Origin of the sequence: Streptomyces sp. CB03238 (genome assembly GCF_002099185.1) — a bacterium.
Lineage (GTDB): Bacteria > Actinomycetota > Actinomycetes > Streptomycetales > Streptomycetaceae > Streptomyces.
Genome location: NZ_NBCN01000009.1, coordinates 114,426 through 137,912, shown reverse-complemented (window position 1 = coordinate 137,912; position 23,487 = coordinate 114,426). Strand labels below are relative to the sequence as shown.

Genomic DNA, 23,487 nt, shown 5'->3' with positions numbered 1-23,487 from the left:
CCGCTCACCCGCATAACGATTGAGTGAATGCCCCATTCCGCTTCGGTCGGAGACGGCTCCACCCGACGTCACAACGCGAAGAACGTCCCCACCAGCAGCGCCCCGCCCACCGACGCCGACACCCACGCCAGCCGCGGCAACCGCATCCCCCCACCGATCACCAACGCCGCCAGCAACAACGCCCCACCCAACGGCAACCACGCATGCAGCCCACCCGGCCAGCCCGTCCGCACCAGCTCCGTCGTGTCCGGCTTGACCACCACCGGATACCGGCCGCCCTTCTGCACCGCCACCGAACGGTCGATCGTCATGTCCGTACGCGGCCCCGCCGGCCCCTCCGGGTCATACCGCCCCGTACACACATCCGCCGAACAACCCGTGACCGTCAGCGTCCCGTGCTCACGGCCCTTCGACAGCAGCACATGCTGCGCCGACCCCCACGACGCCCACGTCCCCGCCACCACCAGCAGCAGGGCGACCAGCGCCATCGCGGCACTACGGGCATACGGGAGGACTGAAGTCCGCTTCTTGCTCATGGGGCGCGATCCTCAGGCACATGACCGCACCCGGTCAATCCCGAGCCCCGACGGTCAGGAGTTGTACGTCGACTGCGCCCGCTCCAGACCCTCGATCACCAGGCACTCGACCGCGTCGGCCGCCCGGTCCACCAGATAGTCCAGCTCCTTGCGCTCCGCCGACGAGAAGTCCTTCAGTACGAAATCGGCAACCTGCATCCGGCCCGGCGGACGCCCGATCCCGAACCGCACCCGGTGATAGTCCGAGCCCATCGCCTTCGTCATCGACTTCAGACCGTTGTGACCGTTGTCACCGCCGCCCAGCTTCAGCCGCAACATCCCGTAGTCGATGTCCAGCTCGTCATGGACCGCCACGATCTGCGCCGTAGGCACCTTGTAGAAATCCCGCAACGCGGTCACCGGACCGCCCGACAGGTTCATGTACGACATCGGCTTGGCCAGGATCACCCGCCGGTTCGCCGGCCCCAAAGGACCGATACGGCCCTCGACGACCTGCGCCTGAGCCTTCCCCGCCCGCTTGAACTTCCCACCGATCCGCTCCGCGAGGAGATCGGCCACCATGAACCCGACATTGTGCCGGTTCGCGGCGTACTCCGGCCCCGGATTGCCCAGACCCACGATGAGCCAGGGGGCGCTGGCGTCGGTCGTCATGTCCTCAGTCTCCTCGCGTACGAACAGGGAACGGGGTGGCGGGCCGCAGCCCGCCACCCCGTCAAGCAGAGCCCAGGACGGCTCAGGCCTCGGCGGCCTCTTCGCCCTCAGCGGCCTCGCCCGACGGCTCCTCGGCCTGCGCGGCCAGGACCTGCAGAACGACGGTGTCGCCCTCGACGGTGAGCGTGGTGCCCTTCGGCAGCTCGATGTCCTTCGCCAGGATGGAGGCACCGGCCTCCAGGCCCTCGACGGAGACCGTGACCGACTCGGGAATGTGGGTGGCCTCGGCCTCGACCGGCAGCGCGTTCAGGACGTGCTCCAGCAGGTTGCCACCCGGGGCCAGCTCACCCTCGGTGTGGACCGGGATCTCCACGTTGACCTTCTCGCCACGCTGGACGAGCTGCAGGTCGACGTGCTCCAGGAAACCCTTCACCGGGTCGCGCTGCACGTCCTTCGGAATGGCCAGCTCGGTCGACTTGCCGTCGATGTCCAGGGAGATCAGGACGTTCGGCGTACGCAGCGCCAGCAGCAGCTCGTGACCCGGCAGCGTCAGGTGGATCGGGTCCGAGCCGTGGCCGTAGAGAACACCCGGAACCTGGTTCGCACGGCGGATACGGCGGGCAGCGCCCTTGCCGAACTCGGTACGGGTCGAAGCGGTGAGCTTCACCTCGGACATATGCACTCCTCGTAAATGTCAGACGGATCAACGGTCGTGGGGTCACCCGGCCACGACTGGACTTGGCCTGCTACGAAGAGCGCGTCGATAACGGACCGCCGCACCATCCACCGGTGCGGCCTCCCTCGCCGAGCAACTACACCAGTCTAACGGAATGCGAAAGCCGCCCCGACCGCAACGGTCGAGGCGGCTCTCACACTGCGTACTAGCCCTGCTCCTCGAAGAGGCTCGTCACCGAACCGTCCTCGAAGACCTCCCGCACCGCACGGGCGATCGTCGGCGCCATCGACAGCACCGTGATCTTGTCCAGCTCCAGCTCACCCGGCGTCGGCAACGTGTTCGTCAGCACGAACTCGCTGACCTTCGAGTTCTTCAGCCGGTCCGCCGCCGGACCCGACAGAATGCCGTGCGTCGCGGTCACGATGACGTCCTCCGCACCATTGGCGAACAGCGCCTCCGCCGCGGCGCAGATCGTGCCACCCGTGTCGATCATGTCGTCGACCAGGACACACACCCGGCCCCGGACCTCGCCGACCACCTCGTGGACCGTCACCTGGTTCGCGACGTCCTTGTCACGGCGCTTGTGCACAATCGCCAGCGGCGCATCCAGCCGGTCGCACCAGCGGTCGGCCACCCGCACCCGGCCGGCGTCCGGAGAGACGATCGTCAGCTTGTTCCGGTCGACCTTCGCACCCACATAGTCCGCCAGCACCGGCAGCGCCGACAGGTGGTCCACCGGGCCGTCGAAGAAGCCCTGGATCTGATCCGTGTGCAGGTCGACCGTGAGGATGCGGTCGGCACCCGCGCACTTCAGCATGTCTGCGACCAGACGGGCCGAGATCGGCTCACGGCCACGGTGCTTCTTGTCCTGCCGGGCATAGCCGTACGACGGAATGATCACCGTGATGCTCCGGGCCGAAGCCCGCTTCAGAGCATCGATCATGATCAGCTGCTCCATGATCCACTTGTTGATGGGAGCCGTGTGGCTCTGCATCAAGAAGCAGTCCGCACCACGCGCCGACTCCTGGAAACGGACATAGATCTCACCGTTGGCGAAGTCGAAAGCCTTCGTCGGCACGAGGCCGACACCCAACTGGTGCGCAACCTCCTCGGCCAGCTCGGGGTGGGCGCGGCCGGAGAAGAGCATCAGCTTCTTCTCGCCGGTCGTCTTGATCCCGGTCACAGCACTGTCTCCTCAGACGTGTTCTCTGGCCGCGACCACTTTCGCGCGAACCAGCCGAATTTGTGTGCACGTATCACGGTACGCCGAGTTCGACGCACCCGTTTCCGGTCAGTCCTCGTCAGGGCCCTGCTCGGAGGCCGCCGCAGCCGCCTGCGCCGCGGCACTGCCGGGCCGCTTCCGCGCGACCCAACCCTCGATATTCCGCTGCTGGCCACGGGCGACAGCGAGCGAACCCGGAGGCACATCCTTCGTGATCACCGAGCCCGCCGCCGTGTACGCCCCGTCCCCGACCGTGACAGGAGCCACAAACATGTTGTCCGAGCCGGTACGGCAGTGCGAACCGATCGTCGTGTGGTGCTTGCTCTCACCGTCATAGTTCACGAACACGCTGGCGGCACCGATGTTGGTGTACTCGCCGATCGTCGCATCCCCGACATACGACAGATGCGGAACCTTCGACCCCTCGCCGACCTTCGCGTTCTTCATCTCCACATACGTCCCGGCCTTCGCCTTCAGACCAAGCCGCGTACCCGGACGCAGATAGGCGTACGGCCCCACCGACGCCGCCTCACCGACCTCCGCACCGTCCGACACCGTGTTGTCCACCCGGGCACCCCTGCCGACCTTCGTGTCCTTCAGCCGGCTGTTCGGCCCCACCTCGGCATCCTCCGCCAGATGCGTCGACCCCAGCAGAACCGTGTTCGGGTGCACGATCACATCCCGCTCGAACGTCACCGTCACGTCCACGAACACCGACGCCGGGTCCACGACCGTCACACCGTCCATCATGGCCCGCTCCAGCAACCGCCGATTCAGCAGCGCCCGCGCCTCCGCCAACTGCACCCGGTTGTTGATCCCCAGGATCTCCCGGTGATCCCCCGCCACCGACGCCCCCACCCGGTGCCCCGCCTCACGCAGGATCCCCAGCACATCGGTGAGGTACTCCTCACCCTGGCTGTTGTCCGTACGCACCTTGCCCAGCGCATCCGCGAGCAGCTTCCCGTCGAACGCGAACACCCCGGAGTTGATCTCCCGGATCGCCCGCTGGGCCTCCGACGCGTCCTTGTGCTCCACGATCGCCGTCACGGCGTCGCTCTCCGGGTCCCGGATGATCCGCCCGTACCCGGTCGAGTCCGGCACCTCGGCGGTCAGCACCGTCACGGCGTTGCCATCGGCGGCATGCGTCCGCGCCAGCGCGGTCAGCGTCTCCCCGGACAGCAGCGGAGTGTCCCCGCACACCACGACCACGGTCCCGTCCAGCGCCTGTGCCCCCAGCTCCTCCAGGGCCATGCGCACGGCATGACCGGTGCCGTTCTGCTCGTGCTGGATTGCGGTACGGGTACCGGCGTAGTGCTCGTCGAGGTGCGCGGTCACCTGCTCACGGGCGTGCCCGACCACGACACACAGGTGCGCGGGGTCCAGCTCGCGTGCGGCGGAGACGACGTGTCCGACGAGCGAGCGCCCGCAGATCTGATGCAGGACCTTGGGGGTCTTCGACTTCATGCGGGTGCCCTCACCCGCTGCGAGGACGACGACGGCTGCCGGGCGGTTGGCGCTCACGGGAATGCCCTTCGGCTTCGGGTGGTGGACACCCGCAGGATACCGGGGGGTTTCGGAGCGGAAATGAGGGCGGGGGGCTACGGAAACGAGGGCGGGTCCTGACGGTTAGGTCAGGACCCGAACTTTCGAAGCTCCCGGGGGAGGACTCGAACCCCCATGATCAGAACCAAAATCTGACGTCTTGCCCTTAGACGACCCGGGATGGGCTTTATGTCCGATTCCCTGATCCGGGTGCGGACGCAGCCCCTACTATGCCGTACCAGCAGCCTTCGATGCGACGGTAGAGATCGACGCTTTGGACGACGCGAATGGTGAGGCAGCCGTGATAGTCGGGGCCGACGTTCTTCCGGTTGGTCTTGGGGTTGTGCTTCTTGAGCGTCGTCCGGCCCAGTGCGGACATTTCCTCGCCGACGGTGTGTGCCCAGAAGGCCTCCGCCTTGCTGACGTCGGCGGATTCGTGAACATGTACGTGATAACGCAGCTGTTCTCTCTGTACACCGAGAAGGCGCAGCCAGGACAGGAAGACCCTGATCATGTCGGGGTCGCTGTTGATGAAGGTGACCCGCTCCTGTGGGCGATGCGCCTTGGACTTGGTGCCCTCGGCCCAGTAGAGAGCCGTGCCGACCAGCAGCAGTTCGCGGTCCGTCATGTCGCCGACCGCATTCGCGGCTGCCGTCTTGGCCTCCTGCCGTTCGGCTTCCCGGCGCTGCAGCGTGGGTTCCCACCCCTTCTTGGCAATGGCTGACGCCTGCTCGCGGCTGCGCTTGCGTTCCGGCTTCGGCAGATCCCGCACCCACAGCGAGATGGAGCTCTTCGAGCAGCCCAGCACGACCTGGATCTGGTCGTAGGTCATGCCCTGGAGGCGCAGCTCGCGGGCCTTGGCCCGGAGGTCGTCCTTGGCGTTGGGGCGCTTGGTCCAGTCCGGGGGCGGTTCTCCCTTCACCAGGCGGTTGAGGATGTCGTTGTTGTGGACGCCCAGGCGGTCGCGGATCTGGCGGAGGCTGAGCCCCTCGCGGCGCAGCGTGATGGCCTGCTGGCGCAGGCTCTCGAAGTCGGCGTATTTGCCGATGGCGGTTGTCACGGTGACAGGTTCGTCCGGAAAGTGGGCGTCCGGGTCGAATGCGCGGGCGATTCACGTGTTCGAGGGATCAACGTGCGTTTCGGGAGCGGATCACCCTGTTCTGTGCTGCTGGGCTCGCCGGAAAATGGGTGGCAGCCGCCCGTAGGCTGGGAGACATGACCACAACGGGGGCACACCAGGACGCTGCGGGCGCGACCGCCCGTGGCTGGTGGTGGTGGGGGCGGCGCCGTAGTGCGGTGCTGGATGTGACGTTGGGCGCCGTGTCGGCCCTGGAGTGTGCGGCCGAGGGGGTCGGGTTCGCGGATTACGCCGCGCTGCCCGTGCCGGTCGGGGTGCTGTTCGGGCTGGTCGTGGGGGCGGTGCTCGTGGTGCGGCGGCGGTGGCCGATCGCCGTCGTGCTCGTCTCGATCGCGATCACGCCCGCCGAGATGGGCTACCTCATGGGCATCGTCGGGCTGTACACGCTCGCCGCCTCCGAGGTGCCCCGGCGGATCATCGCCGTGCTGGCGGGTATGTCGCTGGTCGCGGTGCTGATCGTGACGTTCGTGCGGCTGCGGCAGGACATCGCGTCGGCCGAGTTCGATCCGGGGCCTTGGTACGTGCCGTTGATGGCCGTCATCTTTTCGCTGGGGCTGAACGCCCCGCCCGTGCTGTTCGGGCTCTACATAGGGGCGCGGCGGCGGTTGATGGAGAGCTTGCGGGAGCGGGCGGACAGCTTGGAGCAGGAGCTGTCGCTGCTGGCGGACCGGGCGGAGCAGCGGGCGCAGATGGCGCGTACGGAGGAGCGGACGCGGATCGCGCGGGAGATGCACGACGTGGTGGCGCACCGGGTGAGTCTGATGGTGGTGCATGCGGCGGCGCTTCAGGCGGTGGCGTTGAAGGATCCGCAGAAGGCGGCGAAGAACGCGGCGCTGGTCGGGGACATGGGGCGGCAGGCGTTGCGGGAGTTGCGGGAGATGCTGGGGGTGCTGCGGGCGGGGGAGGCGGCTCCTGTGCGGGAGGCGGTGCCGTTGGCGGCGGTGGGGCGGGCGGCTGCTGCGGCTGCTTCAGCGGTGGAGGCGGAGGACGGGCCGTGCCTGGATGCGGTGGAGGAGCTGGTGGAGCAGTCCCGGCAGGCCGGGATGGTGGTGGAGTTGCAGGTGATGGGGGAGGCGCGGCCGTATGGGCCGCAGGTGGAGCGGACCGCGTACCGGGTGGTGCAGGAGGGGCTGACGAACGTCCACAAGCACGCGGCGGGCGCGAAGGTGGTCGTCCGGCTGGCGCATCGGGGTGGTGAGGTCGCGATGCAGGTGGAGAACGGGCCGTCGGACGGGAAGGCGGCGGATGCGGGGCTGCGGCTGCCGAGCGGCGGTAATGGCCTGGTGGGGATGCGGGAGCGGGTGACGGCGCTGGGCGGGGTGTTTGTGTCGGGGCCGACGGACGAGGGTGGGTTCAGGGTGTCGGCGGTGTTGCCGGCTCCTGTCAGGGGGACGTGAGGCGGGCCGGCTGGGCGCCGGTGATCAGGACGGCCAGGGCGTGGTCGATGTCGGGGCCGAGGTACCAGTCGCCGGCGTGGTCGAGGCTGTAGACGCGTCCGGCTGCGTCGATGGCGAGGACGGCGCGGTTGTCGGCCTCCTCGCCGAGGGGGGCCATCTCGGTTTCCAGGGCGCGGCCGAGGTCGGCGAGGCTGCGGGCGTGGTGGAGTCCGGCGAGCGGGTCGAGGTGGACGGGTGTGGGGGCGATCTGGCGGCCGGGGCCGGGTGCGTTGATGTGGAGGCCGCCGAATTCGGCCCATGCCTCGACGGCGGCGGGGAAGACGCGGTGCCGGTGGCCGGCGGGGGAGACGTATGCGCGCAGGGCGTCGGCCCATTGTTCGGCCTGTTTGATGTCCCAGCGGCCGGGCTGCCAGCCCGCTTCCCTGAGGGCGGCGTCCACGGCGACGGGGAAGCGGGTGGTGTTCAGGTCGGGCATGTGGGTGCGGTCAGCCGTTCTGGGCGGTGGTGGGGTCGACGGGGTGTACGCCGAAGTGGGCGAGGAGCGCGGCGCAGGAGCGGCAGGGGGCGGCGTAGCTGCCGTGGAGGGGGTCGCCGTCCTCGCGGATGCGGCGCGCGGTGATCTTCGCGTGTTTGAGCGAGCGGCGGGCCTCGCCCTGGCTGAGGGGTCTGCGCTGGGCCCGTTTGGACCGGTTCGTCTCGGTCGCGGTGAGGTGACGGGAGAGCAGGATCGCCTCGGGGCAGCGGCCGGTGAAGCGCTCGCGCTGGCCGCTCGTGAGGGTGTCGAGGAAATCCTGTACGAGGGGGTGCAGGGCGGGCGGCCGGTCGCCGCGTCCGGCGGTGCACGTGAGGGTCTCACCGCGTACGGAGAGTGCCGCTCCGACGGTCGGCAGGATGCCGTCGCGGCGGTGGCGCAGGATCGGGGTGAGGTCGGGGCCGGTGCTGCTCCATCTGAGACGTGGGTCACCCGTGGCGGGCGTCGTGCCTGGTCGCGCTGCCTGCATGATGCGTGTCGTCCCCTCTGCAATCCCCCGAGTTGCGGGGAACAGCCTGCCAAATGGGTGAGCTGATGGGGAAGCCAGGGCACTGAAACGTGTGATCGGTGTGTCGTGTGATCGTCAGTGGGTCACTTGAGTGTGACGGGTGGTCACCGAAACGGAGGGCGGGTTCCCCCCGTTGCCCCACCGCATAGGCTGTGCGGACCAGCCAGCAGCAGCAGGGGGCATCCGCCATGACGACAGGTCGGCTCGGGCAGCATCATGCCGCGCCACCGAACGCGGCCTACGCCGGGCAGGTCGTGCACTTCCCGGACCCGGTCCGTGCCGCCCGGCATCCCGGAGGGATCCGGGTGGACGGGAACGGCCACCCGGACTTCTCGCCGTACGCCCGCGCGGCCGCGGAGATCGCCGAGCCGCCGGCGGGCTTCGGCGTGGACGAGCTGCGGCTGACGGACTATGTGTCCGCGAACGCCGCGCTGTCCGCGACCGGGCACGAGCTGTGGGACACCGTCCCGGCGGTCGCCACGCCGCACGGCTGGACCTGGCACCACGTGGCCGGTACGCGGCGCATGGAGCTGGTGCCGGTGGAGGTGAAGGCGCTGCTGCGGCATCACGGCGGGCTGGCGACGGCGGCCGTGGACCACGGCAAGCGCGGTACGCGTCCGTTGCAGGAGACGCGGCCGGCGCACTTCGGGCTGCCGAAGGGCGCGTTGTCGGTGACCGAGGCGCAGTTGCTGGGCGTGGAGGAGGACCTGGGCTACCGGCTTCCGGGGGCGTACCGGTCGTTCCTGAAGGCGGCGGGCGGTTGCGCGCCGGTCGGGGCGGCGCTGGACGCGGAGCTGGGGCTGCTGGTCGACCAGCCGTTCTTCACGGTGCGTGACGAGGCGGCGGTCAATGACCTGGTGTACGTCAACAAGTGTCTGCGTGACCATCTGACGAAGGACTTCCTGGGCGTGGGTTTCGTCCAGGGCGGTCTGCTGGCGGTGAAGGTGCGGGGCGGTGCGGACGTCGGGTCGGTGTGGTTCTGCGCGTACGACGATGCCCGTGACCAGGACGGCTGGACGGTGCAGGAGCGGGTGGACCGGCTGCTGCTGCCGTGCGGCGCGGACTTCGACGAGTTCCTCCAGCGGCTGGCGGGCGATCCGCCGGAGCTGGAGACGGTGGCGAACCTGATGGTGGACGGCGGCTTCGCGCGGGCCGTTCCGGTGGGGGAGTGAGCTTTCGATGGTGACCTTCGCGCAGGCGCAGGAGCGGGCGGAAGAGTGGGTCAACGGCGACGTGCCCGCGTACCAGCACCGCGAGGTGCGGGTACGGGAGTTCGAGCTGGGGTTCGTGGTGTGGGCGGAGGACCGGGAGACCGGTCCGACGTCGGACGGCGGCCGTCAGCGGCTGGTGATCGCCCGGGACAGTGGTGAGGCCACGTTGTGGCCGGGGCTGCCGGTGGGTGAGGTGATCCGCCGGTACGAGGAGGAGTACGGGGCCCCTGCCGCCGCGCCGGCTCCGGCCGCGGCGCCGCCGGAGCGGATCGATTTGAACCAGACGTCGTTCTTGCTGAGCCCGCCGGAGTGGCTCCAGGACGCCGCGGACAAGCTGGGCATTCCGGACCGGCGTGCCGGGGGCGGCGGTGCGGACACGGGCGCGGAGGGCGCGCCGGTGGACGCGGTGCCGCCGGCTCCGGTGGATGCGGTGCCTGCGCCCCCTCGCGATGCCGTGCCGTCGGCTCCGGCCGCCGCTGATGCCGTGCCCGCCGCGGCGTCCGCCGACACGGGGACGTCCGGGCGGGGGGCTCACGGGCCTCACGGTTCTCACGGGTCTCACGTCGAGGGCGCCGCCTGGCCGGCCGCGCCCGGGGAGCCGGGGGACTACGAGCCCACCGCGCCCGACGGGGTGCCCGCCTCCGCGCCGTGGAGCGACGTGAACGCGCCGGGCGGCAACGGTGACGACGCCTCCGTACCGCTGCCCGCGACCGTGTTCGCGCCGCCGCTTTCGGGGTCGGACGACGACGGCACGCCGCCGCCCGCGGTGGGCGCGGACGCCCCGACCGCGCTGATGTCGGGCGGCAGCCAGTTGCCGCGTACCGCCATCGCGCCCGCCCTCGACCCGCAGGCCGGTCCGTCGGCGGGCGACATAGCGGACGCCGCCACCAGCAAGGCCACCCTGCCGCCGCGCGGCGCCAGGGCTCCGCGCGGGACCGGGCCGACGACTCCGCCGCCGCCGGGTGCGCCGGGCACGCCCGGGGCGCGGCCGCCCGCGTCGGGCCCGGGTGCGCCCGGGGCGCCGGCCGGGGGGTACGTACCGACGCAGCTCGTGTCGCAGCTGCCGCCCGACGGTACGCCCCCGCCCGGGCCGCCGGCCCCTCCCGGCGCGACGCCGCCTCCGGGTGGCGGGGTGCACCATGCGGCGACGATGCTGGCCCAGCCGGGCCCGGGTGGGCCGGGTACGCCGGCGCCTCCGCCGCCCCCTGGTGCGACGCCGCCTCCGGGTGGCGGGGTGCACCACGCCGCGACGATGCTGGCGCAGCCCGGTCCGGGTGGGCCGGGTGGGCCGGGTACGCCGCCTCCGCCCGGGCCTCCCGGTGCGCCGGGTGGGCCCGGTACGCCGCCGCCTCCGGCGCCTCCGGGCGCTCCGGGGGGTGGGGTGCACCATGCGGCGACGATGCTGGCCCAGCCGGGTCCGGGCGGCGCGCCCGGTCCGCTGCCGCCGCCGGGGCCCGTTCCGCCGGGTCCGGTACCGCCGGGTCCCGTCCCGCCTGCTCCGGCGCCGCCCGCGTACGGCTACCCGCAGGCGCCGCCCACCGGGATGCCGACCGTCGGCCCCGGCTACCAGGCCGTGCTGCGCTACCGCGCGCCCGACGGCTCCGAGGCCCAGCTGATCCGCCGCTCGGCGCCCGGTACGCCGCACCCCGAGTGGCAGATCCTGCACGAGCTGCGCGCCCTCAACGTGCCGCCGCAGCAGGTGCTGGAGCTGCACACCGAGCTGGAGTCGTGCGAGCTGCCCGGCGGTTACTGCGCCCGGATGATCCGGGAGACGTGGCCGCAGGCGCGGATCACGTCGATCGCCCCGTACGGGCGTGACCACGCGAGCCGCCAGCAGGGCATGGGGCAACTGCTCGCCCATCAGGGTGAGTTGCACCAGGTGGCCGACGGTCCGGCGCGTCCGGCGCCGTTGCGGGTGCCGCTGCCGCCGGTGCAGCCCGCGCCGCCGGTTCCGCCGGAGGGCATCGCGCAGGAGCTGGTGGGGGCGTTCGGGCCGCAGGGGATCTGCCGGTTCGACCAGCGGGCCGTGTCGCGGCAGGGCGTGCCGGAGCTGGTGGCGCGCACGCTCGTGTGGGCGGGCCTGCCGGCGGACTTCGGGCCGTTCTTCTGGGCGCAGCCGGCCCAGCCGGTGGTGCCGACGCTCGCCGAACTGGCGGCGCAGCGGCAGGTGCAGCCGGCGTCCGACGCGGGTTCGTACCTGGTGATCGGGTCCGACTTCGGGCGGGCGATCTGCGTGCAGTACGGGACGGCGCACATCGTGGCCGTACCGGTGGAGGCGGGTCCGGACGGGCGGCCGGTGGCGCCGCAGTTCGTCAACAGCGGGCTGCCGGAGTTCACCCGGTGCCTGGGGCTGCTGGGTCGGATGTGGCGGCTGCGGTTCGGGCTTACGCCGGAGCAGGCGGGCCGCTGGACGGTCGATTTCCAGGCGCAGTTGGCGATGCTGGACCCGGCGGCGCTGTCGTCGCCGGAGAGCTGGTGGTCGGTGCTGCTGGAACAGATGTGGGACGGGCTGCTTTAGGCCACGGCTTGGCGCATGGGCGCCCCTTTCCGCCGGTACGGGATGTTGCATCCTGGATCGGGGAAAGGGGCGTCAGTCATGAGCGGGTTCGCTGTCGTATGGGGCCGCGGCTACCGGACCGAGCAGGTGGACCGGGCCGTCGCCGGTCTGGAGGCGGAGCGGGAGACCGCGCGGCGGCGGGCGGGCGAACTCGCCGTACGCGCGGAGGAGCTGGCGGCGGAGGCGGCGCGGCTGCGGGAGTTCGTGGCGGAGTTGCCGCCGCAGCGGTACGAGGTGCTGGGGCGGCGCGCGCAGGAGATCCTCGCGCTCGCGGAGGAGGAGGCCGGCGCGCTGCGGGCGGATGCGCTGGAGGAGGCGCGGCGCCTGGCGGACGAGGCGGGGGCGGCGGCCCGGTCGGTGCGGGACGCGGCGCGTGATGCGGCACAGGCGGTACGGGGCCGGGCCGAGGCGCGGGCGGAGGAGGCCCTCGCGGCGGCGCGGCGCACGGCCGGGGAGCTCCGGGCGGAGGCGCTGGCCGAGGCCGAGGAGGGGCGTGGCGAGGGGCTGGCCGCGTTGCGGGAGGCGCGGGAGCGCGCGGAGCGGCTGCTGGCCGCGCAGGAGGCCGGGCACGCCGAGCGGTGGGAGGCGGCGGAGGGCGAGGCGGCCGGGCGGGAAGCGGAGGTGGCGGCGCGGCACGAGGAGCTGATCGGGGCGGCGAAGGCGCGGCTCGCGGAGGCGGAGCGGGTGCTGGCGGCGGTGGCCGAGCAGGCGCGGCACGGCCAGGAGGAGGCGGAGGCGCGGGCCGGGGCGCTGCTGGCGGAGGCGCGGGCGCGGGCCGAGCGGGTGGAGCGGGAGACGGAGCGGATCCTGCGGGAGCATGAGACGGCGCGCGACGAGGTGCGGGCGCACATGGCTCACGTACGCAGCAGCCTGGCGGCGCTGACGGGGCGTACGGAGTAGGCGGAGCAGGCGGAGTAGGCCGGAGTGGGCGGAGTGGGACAGCTGCCGTGGATGGCCCGCGCGTCCAGGTGTCCCACACCGCCCACAACGCCCGTCACGCGGTGCGGTCGTCGTCCGTGAGGACCGGGAAGCGGCGCGGGGCGAGGGTCAGGAGGGCCACGAGCGCCAGGGCTCCGGCCGCCGCGGCGCCGACGTACACGTACTCCACCGCCGCGTCCACCGCCGTGGGGGTGAGCGTGCCGGGGTCGTTCAGGTCGCCCTCGGTGAGGCGGGTGGCGAGGACGGCGTTGGCGATGGCGCCGAAGAGCGCCGCGCCCAGGCTCTGGCCGACCTGGCGGCAGAAGAGGACGGACGCGGTGGTGGTGCCGCGTTCGGACCAGGGGACGGTCGACTGGACGCCCACGATGAGCGGGAGCTGGAAGAGGCCGAGGGCGGCGCCCAGGAGGAGCATGATGAGCGCCGGCTGCCACGGTTCGCCGGGGTAGGGCAGGAGCGGGAAGGCCAGCAGGACCAGGATGGCGAGCGTCATGCCGATGACGGCCGTGAGGCGGAAGCCGATGCGGGTGTAGAGGCGGTTGGAGAACGCCGCGCTGATGGGCCAGGACAGGGTCATCGCGGACAGGACGAAGCCTGCCGCGATGGGGCCGAGGCCCAGGACGGACTGGGCGTACGTCGGGAGGAAGACCGTCGGCGCGACCATCAGCAGGCCCAGTGCGCCGAGGGAGAGGTTGACCGCCGCGATGGTGCGGCGGCGCCAGACCCAGCCGGGGATGATCGGCTCGGCGGCGCGGCGTTCGATCAGGACGGTGACGGCCATGAGGACCGTCGCGCCCGCGAAGAGCGCGAGGGACGGGGCGGAGAGCCAGGGCCAGGCCACGCCGCCTTGGACGAGGGCGGTCAGCAGCAACGTACCCGTGGTGAAGATCGCGAGCGCGCCCGGCCAGTCGACGCGGACCTTCGCGCGGGCGCGGGCGGGCTCGGTGAGGTGGCGGGCGATCAGCCAGAGGGCGACGGCGCCGACGGGCAGGTTGACCAGGAAGATCCAGCGCCAGTCCGCGTACCCGGCGAGGAGTCCGCCGAGTGCCGGTCCGGCCACGGAGGAGGTGGCCCAGACGGTGGAGAGCCGGGCCTGGATCCTGGGGCGTTCCTTGAGGGGGTACAGGTCGGCGGCGATGGTCTGCACGGTGCCTTGGAGGGCCCCGCCGCCCAGTCCTTGCACGATGCGGAAGGCGATGAGGGAGGCCATGCTCCACGCGGCGGCGCACAGCAGCGAGCCGATGAGGAACAGGACGATGCCGGCGATGAGGACGGGTTTGCGGCCGAAGGTGTCGGAGAGCTTGCCGTACACGGGGAGGGTGACGGTCACGGCGAGCAGGTAGCCGGAGAAGAGCCAGGAGAAGACGGAGAGTCCGCCCAGGTCGCCGACGATCTGCGGTACGGCGGTGGAGACGATGGTGCCGTCGAGGGCGGCGAGGGCCATGCCCATCATGAGGGCCGCGACGACCGGTCCGCGTCGGTGGGGTGCGGTGGCCGGTGCCGCGGCCTGGGGTATCGCTTCGGCTTCGGACACCACCAAGGTCCCTTCCCTATGCACGTATTTCGTCGGGTCAGCCTCTCACTCCCGCCGCGGCGGGAGAACCCCTAGGGGCATCTCCCCACGTCCGGCCAGGGGGTGTTCGTCCCGCTGGAGGACGAGAAGGTACGGGCTCGTTCCTTAGCTTGTTCCTACAGCCCCCGGCGAGGGCGGGGGGTGGGGGAAACCCCAGGGCAAAGACTGCAATGGGCACCAGGGCGCTCGGGCGCCGGGCCCGGAAGACTTGTATCCGTACGCAGATTTCGGCGCCTTGTGGTGTTCCGTCCCGTCATCACCGATATAGGAGACTTACCATGACAACGGCTGTGACCATGCCCAAGCACGGGGGTACTGGAGGGCGTACGGCCGTCGCGGCGCGGGCGCGCCGGGTCGTGAAGGCGTACGGGGCGGAGGAGACCCGCGTCGTCGCGCTGGACCACGTCGATGTGGACATCGCGCGCGGGCAGTTCACCGCGATCATGGGCCCGTCCGGCTCCGGCAAATCGACGCTGATGCACTGCCTGGCCGGCCTGGACACCGTGACGAGCGGCGAGATCTTCCTCGACGAGACGGAGATCACCAAGCTGAAGGACAAGAGGCTGACGCGGTTGCGCCGGGACCGGGTCGGCTTCATATTCCAGGCGTTCAACCTGCTGCCGACGCTCAACGCGATCGAGAACATCACGCTCCCGATGGACATCGCCGGCCGCAAGCCTGACGTGGCCTGGCTGAACCGGGTGGTGGAGACGGTGGGGCTGGCCGAGCGGCTGAAGCACCGGCCTTCGCAGCTGTCGGGTGGCCAGCAGCAGCGTGTCGCGGTGGCCCGTGCGCTGGCCGCCCGGCCCGAGATCATCTTCGGTGACGAGCCGACCGGGAACCTGGACTCGCGGGCCGGCGCGGAGGTGCTGGGCTTCCTCCGCAGGTCCGTGGACGAGCTGGGCCAGACCATCGTGATGGTCACGCACGATCCGGTGGCGGCGAGTTACGCGGACCGGGTGCTGTACCTGGCGGACGGGCGCATCGTCGACGAGATGTTCCGGCCGACGGCCGACGCGGTCCTGGACCGGATGCTGCGTTTTTCCGGGGGACACCCCCAGACCCCCGACTTCGACGCGCGGGGGCGGACATCGTGACCGTGCTCAGAACCTCACTGCGCAACTTCTTCGCGCACAAGGGCCGTATGGCGCTGTCGGCGGTGGCGGTGCTGCTGTCGGTGGCGTTCGTCAGCGGGACACTGGTGTTCACGGACACCATGAACACGACGTTCGACAAGCTGTTCGCGGCGTCGGCGGCGGATGTCACCGTCAGCCCGAAGTCGGCGGCGACCGACGACGAGGTGCCGCAGACCGGCAGGCCCGAGTCGATGCCCGCGTCCGTCGTCGAGCGAGCCGAGGCGGCGGAGGGCGTCAAGTCGGCCGAGGGCGCGGTCGTCTCGACGAGCGTGACGGTCGTCGACGCGGACAACAAGAACATGGGGTCCACCACTGGTGCCCCCACGTTCGCCGGCAACTGGACGCGCAACGACCTGCGTTCGATGGAGATCGCGTCGGGGCACGCGCCGCGCGGTCCGACCGAGGTGATGGTCGACGCCGACACCGCCGAGAAGCACGGGCTGCGGCTGGGCGACGAGCTGCGGACGATCGCCGTCACCGGCGACTTCACGGCGAAGATCTCCGGTATCGCCGCCTTCAGGGTCACCAACCCCGGTGCGGCCGTCGTCTACTTCGACACCGCGACGGCCCAGCGGGAACTGCTGGGCGCGGAGGGCCGGTTCACCCATGTGTATGTGGCGGCGGACGCCGGGGTCGGTCATGAGCGGCTGAAGAGGAGCGTCGCGTCCGCCGTCGAGGGGCCGTACCGGTTCCAGACGCAGGCGGAAGCGGCCGACGCGGGTCGGGAGGACGTCGCAGGGTTCCTGGACGTGATGAAGTACGCGATGCTCGGTTTCGCCGGGATCGCTTTCCTCGTCGGTATTTTCCTCATCGTCAACACCTTCTCGATGCTGGTCGCCCAGCGCACCCGCGAGATAGGCCTGATGCGTGCCATCGGGTCGAGCCGCCGGCAGATCAACCGCTCGGTCCTCGTCGAGGCGGTGCTGCTCGGCATCGTCGGTTCGGTGCTTGGTGTGGGCGCCGGGGTGGGGCTCGCGGTCGGTCTGATGGAGCTGATGTCGTCCATGGGCATGGAGCTGTCCACGCGGGACCTGACGGTCAGGTGGACCACTCCGGCCATCGGCCTGCTCCTGGGTGTCGTCGTCACCGTCCTGGCGGCGTACGTACCGGCCCGCCGGGCCGGCAAGGTCTCCCCGATGGCCGCCCTGCGAAACGCGGGCACCCCTGCGGACGGCAAGGCCGGTCTCGTACGAGGGATCGTGGGTTTGGTCCTGACGGGCGCGGGTGGTGCGGCGCTGTACGTGGCGGCGCGGGCCGATCAGGCGGCCGAGGGGTCGATGTTCCTCGGCGTGGGTGTCGTGCTGAGCCTCCTCGGGTTCGTGGTGGTCGGCCCGGTGCTGGCGGGCGGTGTGGTCAAGGTCCTCGGCGCCCTGCTGCTGCGGGTGTTCGGGCCGGTGGGGCGGATGGCGGAGCGCAACGCGCTGCGCAACCCGCGCCGGACGGGGGCGACCGGCGCCGCCCTGATGATCGGCCTCGCGCTGGTCGCCTGCCTGGCGGTGGTGGGGTCGTCGATGGTCGCCTCCGCGACGGAGGAGCTGGACAAGTCGGTGGGCGCGGATTTCATCGTCCAGAGCGCGGGCAATGAGGGCCGGCCGATCGTGCCGCAGGCCCAGGCGGCCCTGGAGAGGACGCCGGGCATCGCGCATGTGACGGAGTACAAGCTGGTGGAGGCCGAGCTGACGTCGCCGGACGGCAAGAAGGAGGACGAGGGCGTCATCGCCGCCGATCCGACGTACGCCACCGACTTGCGCCGTGAGACCGTCGCGGGTGAGCTGACGGCCGCGTACGGCAAGGACGCGATGTCCGTGGGCAGCGACTACGCCCAGCGGCACGGGGTGAAGGTCGGCGACACGATCGCGGTGGCCTTCAAGGGCGGCGAGACGGCCAGGCTGAAGGTCGCGGCGATCACCTCGGACGACACGAACGTCGACAAGGGCGCCAAGTACACCGGCATCACGACGGCCGGGAGGTATCTGCCGGCCGAGAAGATGCCCCAGAGCATGATCATGTTCGCGAAGGCGGAGGAGGGCAAGGAGAGCGAGGCCTACGCCGCGCTGAAGGAGTCGCTGGCCGGCTATCCGCAGTACAAGGTGCAGAACCAGACGGACTTCAAGCAGGACCTGAAGGACCAGATCGGGCAGCTGCTGAACATCGTGTACGGGCTGCTGGCACTGGCGATCATCGTGGCGGTGCTGGGTGTGGTCAACACGCTGGCCCTGTCGGTGGTCGAGCGCACCCGGGAGATAGGCCTGATGCGGGCCATCGGCCTGTCGCGCCGTCAGCTGCGCCGCATGATCCGCCTGGAGTCCGTGGTGATCGCCCTCTTCGGCGCCCTGCTCGGGCTGGTCCTCGGCATGGGCTGGGGCACGGCGGCGCAGAAGCTGCTGGCCCTGGAGGGGCTCGGGGTCCTGGACATACCGTGGCCGACGATCCTGACGGTGTTCGTCGGGTCGGCGTTCGTGGGCCTGTTCGCGGCGCTGGTCCCGGCGTTCCGGGCGGGGCGGATGAACGTGCTGAACGCCATCGCGACCGAGTGACGCCCCGCCCGGTGGCGCCCGGTGGCGCCCGGTGGCGCCCGGCGCCCGGTGGCGCGCGTGGCGCCCGGCGCCCAGTGGCCGGTCAGGTGCGGCGCTGCAGCAGCAGGTAGCCGCCGGCCTCACCGGCCACGCGGTAGCGGGCGTCCGGGTGGAGCTGCCGGGCGTAGGTGTGGGCGTCGCGCACCCAGCCGGAGGAGTTGTTGAGCGCGATCCAGTCGGGCGTCACGCCCCGCGTGTCCCCCACCCACAGCACGCGGCAGCGGCCGGCCAGGCGGCTGATCGGCCCGACGTTCGCCTCGACCGTCGCACCGTCGGGGACGCGGGCGAGGAGCTCCTCGGCCGCGACCACCCGCGGCGACTTGCGGTACGTGGCGGCCTCGGTGAGCGACGCGAGGGGCAGCGAGGTGGTCAGGGCCAGCGCGGCCGCCGCGGCGCAGGCGGGGAGCCGGTCGGCGTACGTACGCAGCCAGGGGCGTGGGCTGCGGCGGGAGATGTCGGCGGCGTCGGCGAGGGCGAGGAACAGGACGGGCATCAGGACGGCGCTGTAGTGCCAGTCGGTCGACCAGTAGTGGTCGTCGCCGGACAGGAAGCGCCAGCCGAGGGTGGGTGCCCCGGCCAGCAGGAGGGGGGAGCGGACGGCGAGCAGGCCGGTGGTGGGCAGCAGCAGCCAGGCCAGGGTGCGCAGCTTGGTGTCGGCGCCGGCGAAGGGGGAGGGGCCGCCGTCGACCTTGGTCCAGTAGTCGTAGCCGCCCGTGGTGTTGAAGGAGGGGATGACGGCGGTGAGGGTGAGGAGCGTGGCGGTCGCGCCGAGGACGGCGACGCCGATCGCGTACAGGGCGGCGCGCGACGGGTCCCGGCGGGCCCGCCAGGCCACCACCAGGGCGATCGCGGCGAGGGTGACGCCCAGGTCCTCCTTGACCAGGACGAGCGGCACCGCCCAGAGGAGCGCGGCGCGCCATCGCCGGCCCAGGAGGGCTTCGAGCGAGAAGGCGATCAGCGGGACGGCGAAGCAGATCTCGTGGAAGTCGAAGTCGGCCGCCTGCTGGATCCCCCAGGACAGTCCGTACGCGATGCCGATGGCCAGGCCGGAAGCGCGGCCCAGCAGGCGGGTGGCGGCGCGGGTGACGGGGATCGCGGCGAGCGCGAAGAGCGCGGCCTGGGCGACGAGGAGGGTGATGGGGGAGGGGAAGAGCCGGTAGGCGGGGGCGAGGAGGGCGGTGACGGGGCTGAAGTGGTCACCGAGGATGTTGGTGCCCGGGCCCTTGAGGTCGGCGACCGGGGCCTGGAGGTGGGCGTAGCCGCGGATGGCCTGCTCGAAGATGCCCAGGTCCCAGGAGCGGGTCTCCATGCGGCGGTACCGCAGTACGGAGAGGGACGTGTACGCGGCGAACAGTGCGAGCGCGAGGAGGTACGGGGCGCGGTCCGTCCAGCTCCGCGGCCGGTTCCCGGGCGCGGGGGGACGGCGCGCCCCGGGTATCGGTACCGGTTCGGTGCCGCCGGTGGGCGGGGCGAGGACGGCTCCACGCATGGGTGAGGGGCTCCTTCGGGCTTCGGGCACGTGCTTACGGGTTGGCGGGACCCGCGGGTCGGACAGGTCTCCTGGCGTATACGTCCGGGGAGACGGTTCCGGTTGACACTCTGCCGCACGCATTTTCGGACGTTTCGTGGGGTGCTTCGTGGGACGGGAGAGGTTTCGGGCGCGGCTGTCGGAGCGACGTCGTACGCTGGGAACCCCCGGCCCGTGAGACGTGTCGGGCGGTTCGCGTTGCCCACACCCCCCGGATGGAAGCCTTCATGAGCTTGCACGGTCTGCTCGACGCCGTCGTCAAGGACCCCGCCCTCACCGAAGCGGTGAAGGCCGCCGCCGATGGTCACCGGGCCCATGTCGACCTGGTCGGCCCGCCCGCCGCGCGTCCCTTCGCGCTCGCCGCGCTGGCCCGGGACGCCGACCGCCCGGTGCTCGCCGTGACGGCGACCGGCCGGGAGGCGGAGGACCTGGCAGCCGCTCTGCGCACCCTGCTGGACCCGGACACGGTGGTGGAGTACCCGTCCTGGGAGACGCTGCCGCACGAGCGGCTCTCGCCCCGTTCCGACACGGTGGGCCGCCGCCTGGCCGTGCTGCGGCGCCTGGCCCACCCGTCGGCGGACGACCCGGCGACCGGCCCGGTCTCGGTCGTCGTCGCGCCCGTACGCTCTGTGCTCCAGCCGCAGGTCAAGGGCCTGGGCGACCTGGAGCCGGTGTCCTTGCGCACCGGGCAGACCGCCGATCTGAACGAGATCGTGGAGGGGCTCGCGGCCGCGGCGTACGCGCGCGTGGAGCTGGTGGAGAAGCGCGGCGAGTTCGCGGTGCGCGGCGGGATCCTGGACGTGTTCCCGCCGACGGAGGAGCACCCGCTGCGGATCGAGTTCTGGGGCGACGACGTCGAGGAGATCCGGTACTTCAAGGTCGCCGACCAGCGGTCCCTGGAGGTCGCCGAGCACGGCCTGTGGGCGCCGCCGTGCCGGGAGCTGCTGCTGACGGAGTCGGTCAAGGCCCGGGCGGCGGCCCTGGCGGAGGCCCACCCGGAGCTGGGCGACCTGCTCGGCAAGATCGCCGAGGGCATCGCGGTGGAGGGCATGGAGTCCCTCGCCCCGGTGCTGGTCGACGACATGGAGCTGCTGCTGGACGTGCTGCCCAAGGGCTCCATGGCGGTGGTGTGCGACCCGGAGCGGGTGCGCACCCGGGCCGCCGACCTGGTGGCCACCTCGCAGGAGTTCCTGCACGCCTCATGGGCGGCGACCGCCGGCGGCGGCGAGGCGCCGATCGACGTCGGCGCGGCGTCGCTGTGGGGCATCGCGGACGTACGGGACCGGGCGCGCGAGCTCGGCATGATGTGGTGGTCGGTGTCGCCGTTCGCCGCCGATGAGGAGCTGGACGACGACACGCTCAAGCTGGGCATGCACGCCCCGGAGTCGTACCGGGGCGACACCGCCAGAGCCCTCGCCGACACCAAGGGCTGGCTGGCGGACGGCTGGCGCACGGTGTACGTCACCGAGGCGCACGGCCCGGCGGCCCGCACGGTGGAGGTGCTGGGCGGTGAGGGCATCGCGGCCCGCCTCGACGCCGACCTCACCGACATCTCGCCGTCGATCGTGCACGTGGCGTGCGGCTCGATCGAGTACGGCTTCATCGACCCGGGCCTGAAGCTCGCCGTCCTCACCGAGACCGACCTGTCGGGCCAGAAGGCGGCCGGCAAGGACGGCCAGCGGATGCCGACGCGGCGCCGCAAGACGATCGACCCGCTCACCCTGGAGACCGGCGACTACATCGTCCACGAGCAGCACGGTGTGGGCCGCTACATCGAGATGGTGCAGCGCACCGTCCAGGGCGCCACCCGCGAGTACCTCCTGGTCGAGTACGCCCCCGCCAAGCGTGGCCAGCCCGGCGACCGCCTCTACATCCCCACCGACCAGCTGGAGCAGGTCACCAAGTACGTGGGCGGCGAGGCCCCGACCCTGCACCGGCTCGGCGGCGCGGACTGGACCAAGACCAAGGCCCGGGCGAAGAAGGCGGTCAAGGAGATCGCCGCCGACCTCATCAAGCTCTACAGCGCCCGCATGGCGGCGCCCGGCCACGCCTTCGGCCCGGACACCCCCTGGCAGCGGGAGCTGGAGGACGCCTTCCCGTACGCGGAGACCCCCGACCAGCTGTCCACCATCGCCGAGGTGAAGGAGGACATGGAGAAGACCGTCCCCATGGACCGCCTGGTCTGCGGTGACGTCGGCTACGGCAAGACGGAGATCGCCGTGCGCGCCGCGTTCAAGGCGGTGCAGGACGGCAAGCAGGTCGCGGTCCTCGTCCCGACCACGCTGCTGGTGCAGCAGCACTTCGGCACCTTCTCCGAGCGCTACTCCCAGTTCCCTGTGATCACCCGCGCCCTGTCCCGTTTCCAGTCCGACACGGAGGCGAAGGCGACGCTGGAGGGCCTGAAGGACGGTTCCGTCGACATCGTCATCGGCACGCACCGCCTGTTCTCCTCGGAGACCAGGTTCAAGGACCTGGGCCTGGTCATCGTCGACGAGGAGCAGCGGTTCGGTGTCGAGCACAAGGAGCAGCTGAAGAAGCTGCGCGCCAACGTCGACGTGCTGACGATGTCCGCGACGCCCATCCCCCGGACGCTGGAGATGGCCGTCACCGGCATCCGCGAGATGTCGACCATCACGACGCCCCCGGAGGAGCGGCACCCGGTGCTGACCTTCGTCGGACCGTACGAGGAGAAGCAGATCGGCGCGGCGATCCGCCGTGAGCTGCTGCGCGAGGGCCAGGTCTTCTACATCCACAACCGGGTGGAGTCCATCGACCGGGCGGCGGCCCGCCTCCGCGAGATCGTCCCCGAGGCCCGTATCGCGATCGCCCACGGCCAGATGACCGAACAGGCCCTGGAGCAGGTGGTCGTGGACTTCTGGGAGAAGAAGTTCGACGTCCTGGTCTCCACGACCATCGTCGAGTCGGGCATCGACATCTCCAACGCCAACACCCTGATCGTCGAGCGTGGCGACAACTTCGGCCTCTCGCAGCTGCACCAGCTGCGCGGCCGTGTCGGCCGTGGCCGCGAGCGGGGTTACGCGTACTTCCTCTACCCGCCGGAGAAGCCGCTCACCGAGACCGCCCACGAGCGCCTCGCGACGATCGCCCAGCACACCGAGATGGGCGCCGGCATGTACGTCGCCATGAAGGACCTGGAGATCCGCGGCGCGGGCAATCTGCTGGGCGGCGAGCAGTCCGGCCACATCGCGGGCGTCGGTTTCGACCTGTACGTACGCATGGTGGGCGAGGCGGTCGCGGACTACCGCGCCTCCCTGGAGGGCGGCGTGGAGGAGGAGCCGCCGCTGGAGGTCAAGATCGAGCTCCCGGTCGACGCGCACGTCCCGCACGACTACGCGCCGGGCGAGCGGCTGCGCCTCCAGGCGTACCGGGCGATCGCCTCCGCGAACTCGGAGGAGGACATCAAGGCGGTCCGCGAGGAACTCACCGACCGCTACGGCAAGCTGCCCGAACCGGTCGAGAACCTCCTGCTGGTGGCCGGCCTGCGCATGCTGGCCCGCGCGTGCGGCGTCGGCGAGATCGTTCTCCAGGGCCCGAACATCCGCTTCGCCCCGGTGGAGCTGCGCGAGTCGCAGGAGCTGCGCCTCAAGCGCCTCTACCCCCGTACGGTGATCAAGGCCCCCACCCACCAGATCCTGGTCCCTCGCCCCACCACGGGCAAGATCGGCGGCAAGCCGGTCGTGGGCCGCGAACTGCTGGCGTGGACGGGCGAGTTCCTGACGACGATCCTGGGGTCGTAGATGTTCATAC

At 71.4% G+C, this 23,487-nt stretch carries 17 protein-coding genes and 1 tRNA gene; 7 read left to right on the top strand and 11 right to left on the bottom strand.

Annotation, left to right across the window (positions count from 1 at the left end):
- Nucleotides 1-68 precede the first annotated feature (68 nt).
- From BKD26_RS18100 to BKD26_RS18070, 7 genes are all read right to left on the bottom strand, one after another.
- A complete protein-coding gene (locus BKD26_RS18100; protein ID WP_084899099.1) occupies nucleotides 69-536 on the bottom strand; it encodes a hypothetical protein in 468 nt (155 codons plus the stop codon).
- A gap of 54 nt (nucleotides 537-590) precedes the next feature.
- Nucleotides 591-1,187, bottom strand: coding sequence for an aminoacyl-tRNA hydrolase (gene pth, locus BKD26_RS18095; protein ID WP_084899098.1), 597 nt, complete (start codon nucleotides 1,185-1,187; stop codon nucleotides 591-593).
- A gap of 82 nt (nucleotides 1,188-1,269) precedes the next feature.
- Entirely contained in the window at nucleotides 1,270-1,863 is a 594-nt protein-coding gene (locus BKD26_RS18090) for a 50S ribosomal protein L25/general stress protein Ctc (RefSeq protein ID WP_084899096.1), read from the bottom strand.
- A 205-nt stretch (nucleotides 1,864-2,068) separates the two neighbouring features.
- Nucleotides 2,069-3,046 carry a ribose-phosphate diphosphokinase gene (locus BKD26_RS18085; RefSeq protein ID WP_073757529.1) on the bottom strand — a complete coding sequence of 326 codons (978 nt, stop codon included), beginning with the start codon at nucleotides 3,044-3,046 and terminating at the stop codon, nucleotides 2,069-2,071.
- 108 nt (nucleotides 3,047-3,154) lie between these two features.
- Nucleotides 3,155-4,606, bottom strand: a complete 1,452-nt coding sequence (glmU, locus tag BKD26_RS18080; protein WP_084899095.1) for a bifunctional UDP-N-acetylglucosamine diphosphorylase/glucosamine-1-phosphate N-acetyltransferase GlmU — start codon at nucleotides 4,604-4,606, stop codon at nucleotides 3,155-3,157.
- Nucleotides 4,607-4,737: 131 nt separating this feature from the next.
- Nucleotides 4,738-4,808 (bottom strand) — tRNA-Gln (locus BKD26_RS18075).
- 6 nt (nucleotides 4,809-4,814) lie between these two features.
- Nucleotides 4,815-5,687 carry a hypothetical protein gene (locus BKD26_RS18070; RefSeq protein WP_084899093.1) on the bottom strand — a complete coding sequence of 291 codons (873 nt, stop codon included), beginning with the start codon at nucleotides 5,685-5,687 and terminating at the stop codon, nucleotides 4,815-4,817.
- Between the two features lie 155 nt (nucleotides 5,688-5,842).
- On the opposite strand from BKD26_RS18070, the gene BKD26_RS18065 reads away from it, so the two are divergent.
- Nucleotides 5,843-7,162 carry a histidine kinase gene (locus BKD26_RS18065; protein WP_084899091.1) on the top strand — a complete coding sequence of 440 codons (1,320 nt, stop codon included), beginning with the start codon at nucleotides 5,843-5,845 and terminating at the stop codon, nucleotides 7,160-7,162.
- Here BKD26_RS18065 and BKD26_RS18060 read toward each other — a convergent pair.
- Both BKD26_RS18060 and BKD26_RS18055 read right to left on the bottom strand, forming a co-directional pair.
- Entirely contained in the window at nucleotides 7,149-7,637 is a 489-nt protein-coding gene (locus BKD26_RS18060) for an SUKH-3 domain-containing protein (protein WP_084899090.1), read from the bottom strand. The genes BKD26_RS18065 and BKD26_RS18060 overlap by 14 nt on opposite strands.
- A gap of 10 nt (nucleotides 7,638-7,647) precedes the next feature.
- Complete coding sequence (locus BKD26_RS18055) at nucleotides 7,648-8,163, bottom strand: YwqJ-related putative deaminase (RefSeq protein WP_084899088.1); 516 nt, start codon at nucleotides 8,161-8,163, stop codon at nucleotides 7,648-7,650.
- A 227-nt stretch (nucleotides 8,164-8,390) separates the two neighbouring features.
- Between BKD26_RS18055 and BKD26_RS18050 the strand changes: the two genes are divergently transcribed.
- From BKD26_RS18050 to BKD26_RS40295, 3 genes are all read left to right on the top strand, one after another.
- Nucleotides 8,391-9,374, top strand: coding sequence for an SMI1/KNR4 family protein (locus BKD26_RS18050; RefSeq protein WP_084899362.1), 984 nt, complete (start codon nucleotides 8,391-8,393; stop codon nucleotides 9,372-9,374).
- A 7-nt stretch (nucleotides 9,375-9,381) separates the two neighbouring features.
- A complete protein-coding gene (locus tag BKD26_RS18045) occupies nucleotides 9,382-11,931 on the top strand; it encodes an SUKH-4 family immunity protein (protein ID WP_084899087.1) in 2,550 nt (849 codons plus the stop codon).
- A gap of 78 nt (nucleotides 11,932-12,009) precedes the next feature.
- The gene (locus BKD26_RS40295) at nucleotides 12,010-12,870 is read left to right on the top strand and encodes a cellulose-binding protein (protein ID WP_084899085.1); all 861 of its coding nucleotides are present in this window, start codon (nucleotides 12,010-12,012) and stop codon (nucleotides 12,868-12,870) included.
- Between the two features lie 94 nt (nucleotides 12,871-12,964).
- Here BKD26_RS40295 and BKD26_RS18035 read toward each other — a convergent pair whose 3' ends face one another.
- Complete coding sequence (locus BKD26_RS18035) at nucleotides 12,965-14,422, bottom strand: MFS transporter (RefSeq protein WP_241518728.1); 1,458 nt, start codon at nucleotides 14,420-14,422, stop codon at nucleotides 12,965-12,967.
- Nucleotides 14,423-14,757: 335 nt separating this feature from the next.
- On the opposite strand from BKD26_RS18035, the gene BKD26_RS18030 reads away from it, so the two are divergent.
- A complete protein-coding gene (locus BKD26_RS18030) occupies nucleotides 14,758-15,576 on the top strand; it encodes an ABC transporter ATP-binding protein (protein ID WP_084899083.1) in 819 nt (272 codons plus the stop codon).
- The gene (locus tag BKD26_RS18025) at nucleotides 15,573-18,152 is read left to right on the top strand and encodes an ABC transporter permease (RefSeq protein WP_084899082.1); all 2,580 of its coding nucleotides are present in this window, start codon (nucleotides 15,573-15,575) and stop codon (nucleotides 18,150-18,152) included. The genes BKD26_RS18030 and BKD26_RS18025 overlap by 4 nt, the downstream gene beginning before the upstream one ends.
- Nucleotides 18,153-18,234: 82 nt before the next feature.
- Here BKD26_RS18025 and BKD26_RS18020 read toward each other — a convergent pair whose 3' ends face one another.
- Nucleotides 18,235-19,680, bottom strand: a complete 1,446-nt coding sequence (locus tag BKD26_RS18020) for a DUF2079 domain-containing protein (protein ID WP_084899079.1) — start codon at nucleotides 19,678-19,680, stop codon at nucleotides 18,235-18,237.
- A gap of 266 nt (nucleotides 19,681-19,946) precedes the next feature.
- Here BKD26_RS18020 and mfd point away from each other — a divergent pair, with 266 nt between their 5' ends.
- The gene (gene mfd, locus BKD26_RS18015) at nucleotides 19,947-23,477 is read left to right on the top strand and encodes a transcription-repair coupling factor (protein ID WP_084899078.1); all 3,531 of its coding nucleotides are present in this window, start codon (nucleotides 19,947-19,949) and stop codon (nucleotides 23,475-23,477) included.
- Nucleotides 23,478-23,487: the final 10 nt, after the last annotated feature.

Coding starts and splice junctions, on each gene's coding strand:
- BKD26_RS18060 (WP_084899090.1), bottom strand. CDS start 7,637: ATGCCCGACCTGAACACCACCCGCTTCCCCGTCGCCGTGGACGCCGCC.
- BKD26_RS18020 (WP_084899079.1), bottom strand. CDS start 19,680: ATGCGTGGAGCCGTCCTCGCCCCGCCCACCGGCGGCACCGAACCGGTA.
- BKD26_RS18050 (WP_084899362.1), top strand. CDS start 8,391: ATGACGACAGGTCGGCTCGGGCAGCATCATGCCGCGCCACCGAACGCG.
- BKD26_RS18090 (WP_084899096.1), bottom strand. CDS start 1,863: ATGTCCGAGGTGAAGCTCACCGCTTCGACCCGTACCGAGTTCGGCAAG.
- BKD26_RS18045 (WP_084899087.1), top strand. CDS start 9,382: ATGGTGACCTTCGCGCAGGCGCAGGAGCGGGCGGAAGAGTGGGTCAAC.
- BKD26_RS18030 (WP_084899083.1), top strand. CDS start 14,758: ATGACAACGGCTGTGACCATGCCCAAGCACGGGGGTACTGGAGGGCGT.
- BKD26_RS18055 (WP_084899088.1), bottom strand. CDS start 8,163: ATGCAGGCAGCGCGACCAGGCACGACGCCCGCCACGGGTGACCCACGT.
- mfd (WP_084899078.1), top strand. CDS start 19,947: ATGAGCTTGCACGGTCTGCTCGACGCCGTCGTCAAGGACCCCGCCCTC.
- BKD26_RS18065 (WP_084899091.1), top strand. CDS start 5,843: ATGACCACAACGGGGGCACACCAGGACGCTGCGGGCGCGACCGCCCGT.
- BKD26_RS40295 (WP_084899085.1), top strand. CDS start 12,010: ATGAGCGGGTTCGCTGTCGTATGGGGCCGCGGCTACCGGACCGAGCAG.
- pth (WP_084899098.1), bottom strand. CDS start 1,187: ATGACGACCGACGCCAGCGCCCCCTGGCTCATCGTGGGTCTGGGCAAT.
- BKD26_RS18100 (WP_084899099.1), bottom strand. CDS start 536: ATGAGCAAGAAGCGGACTTCAGTCCTCCCGTATGCCCGTAGTGCCGCG.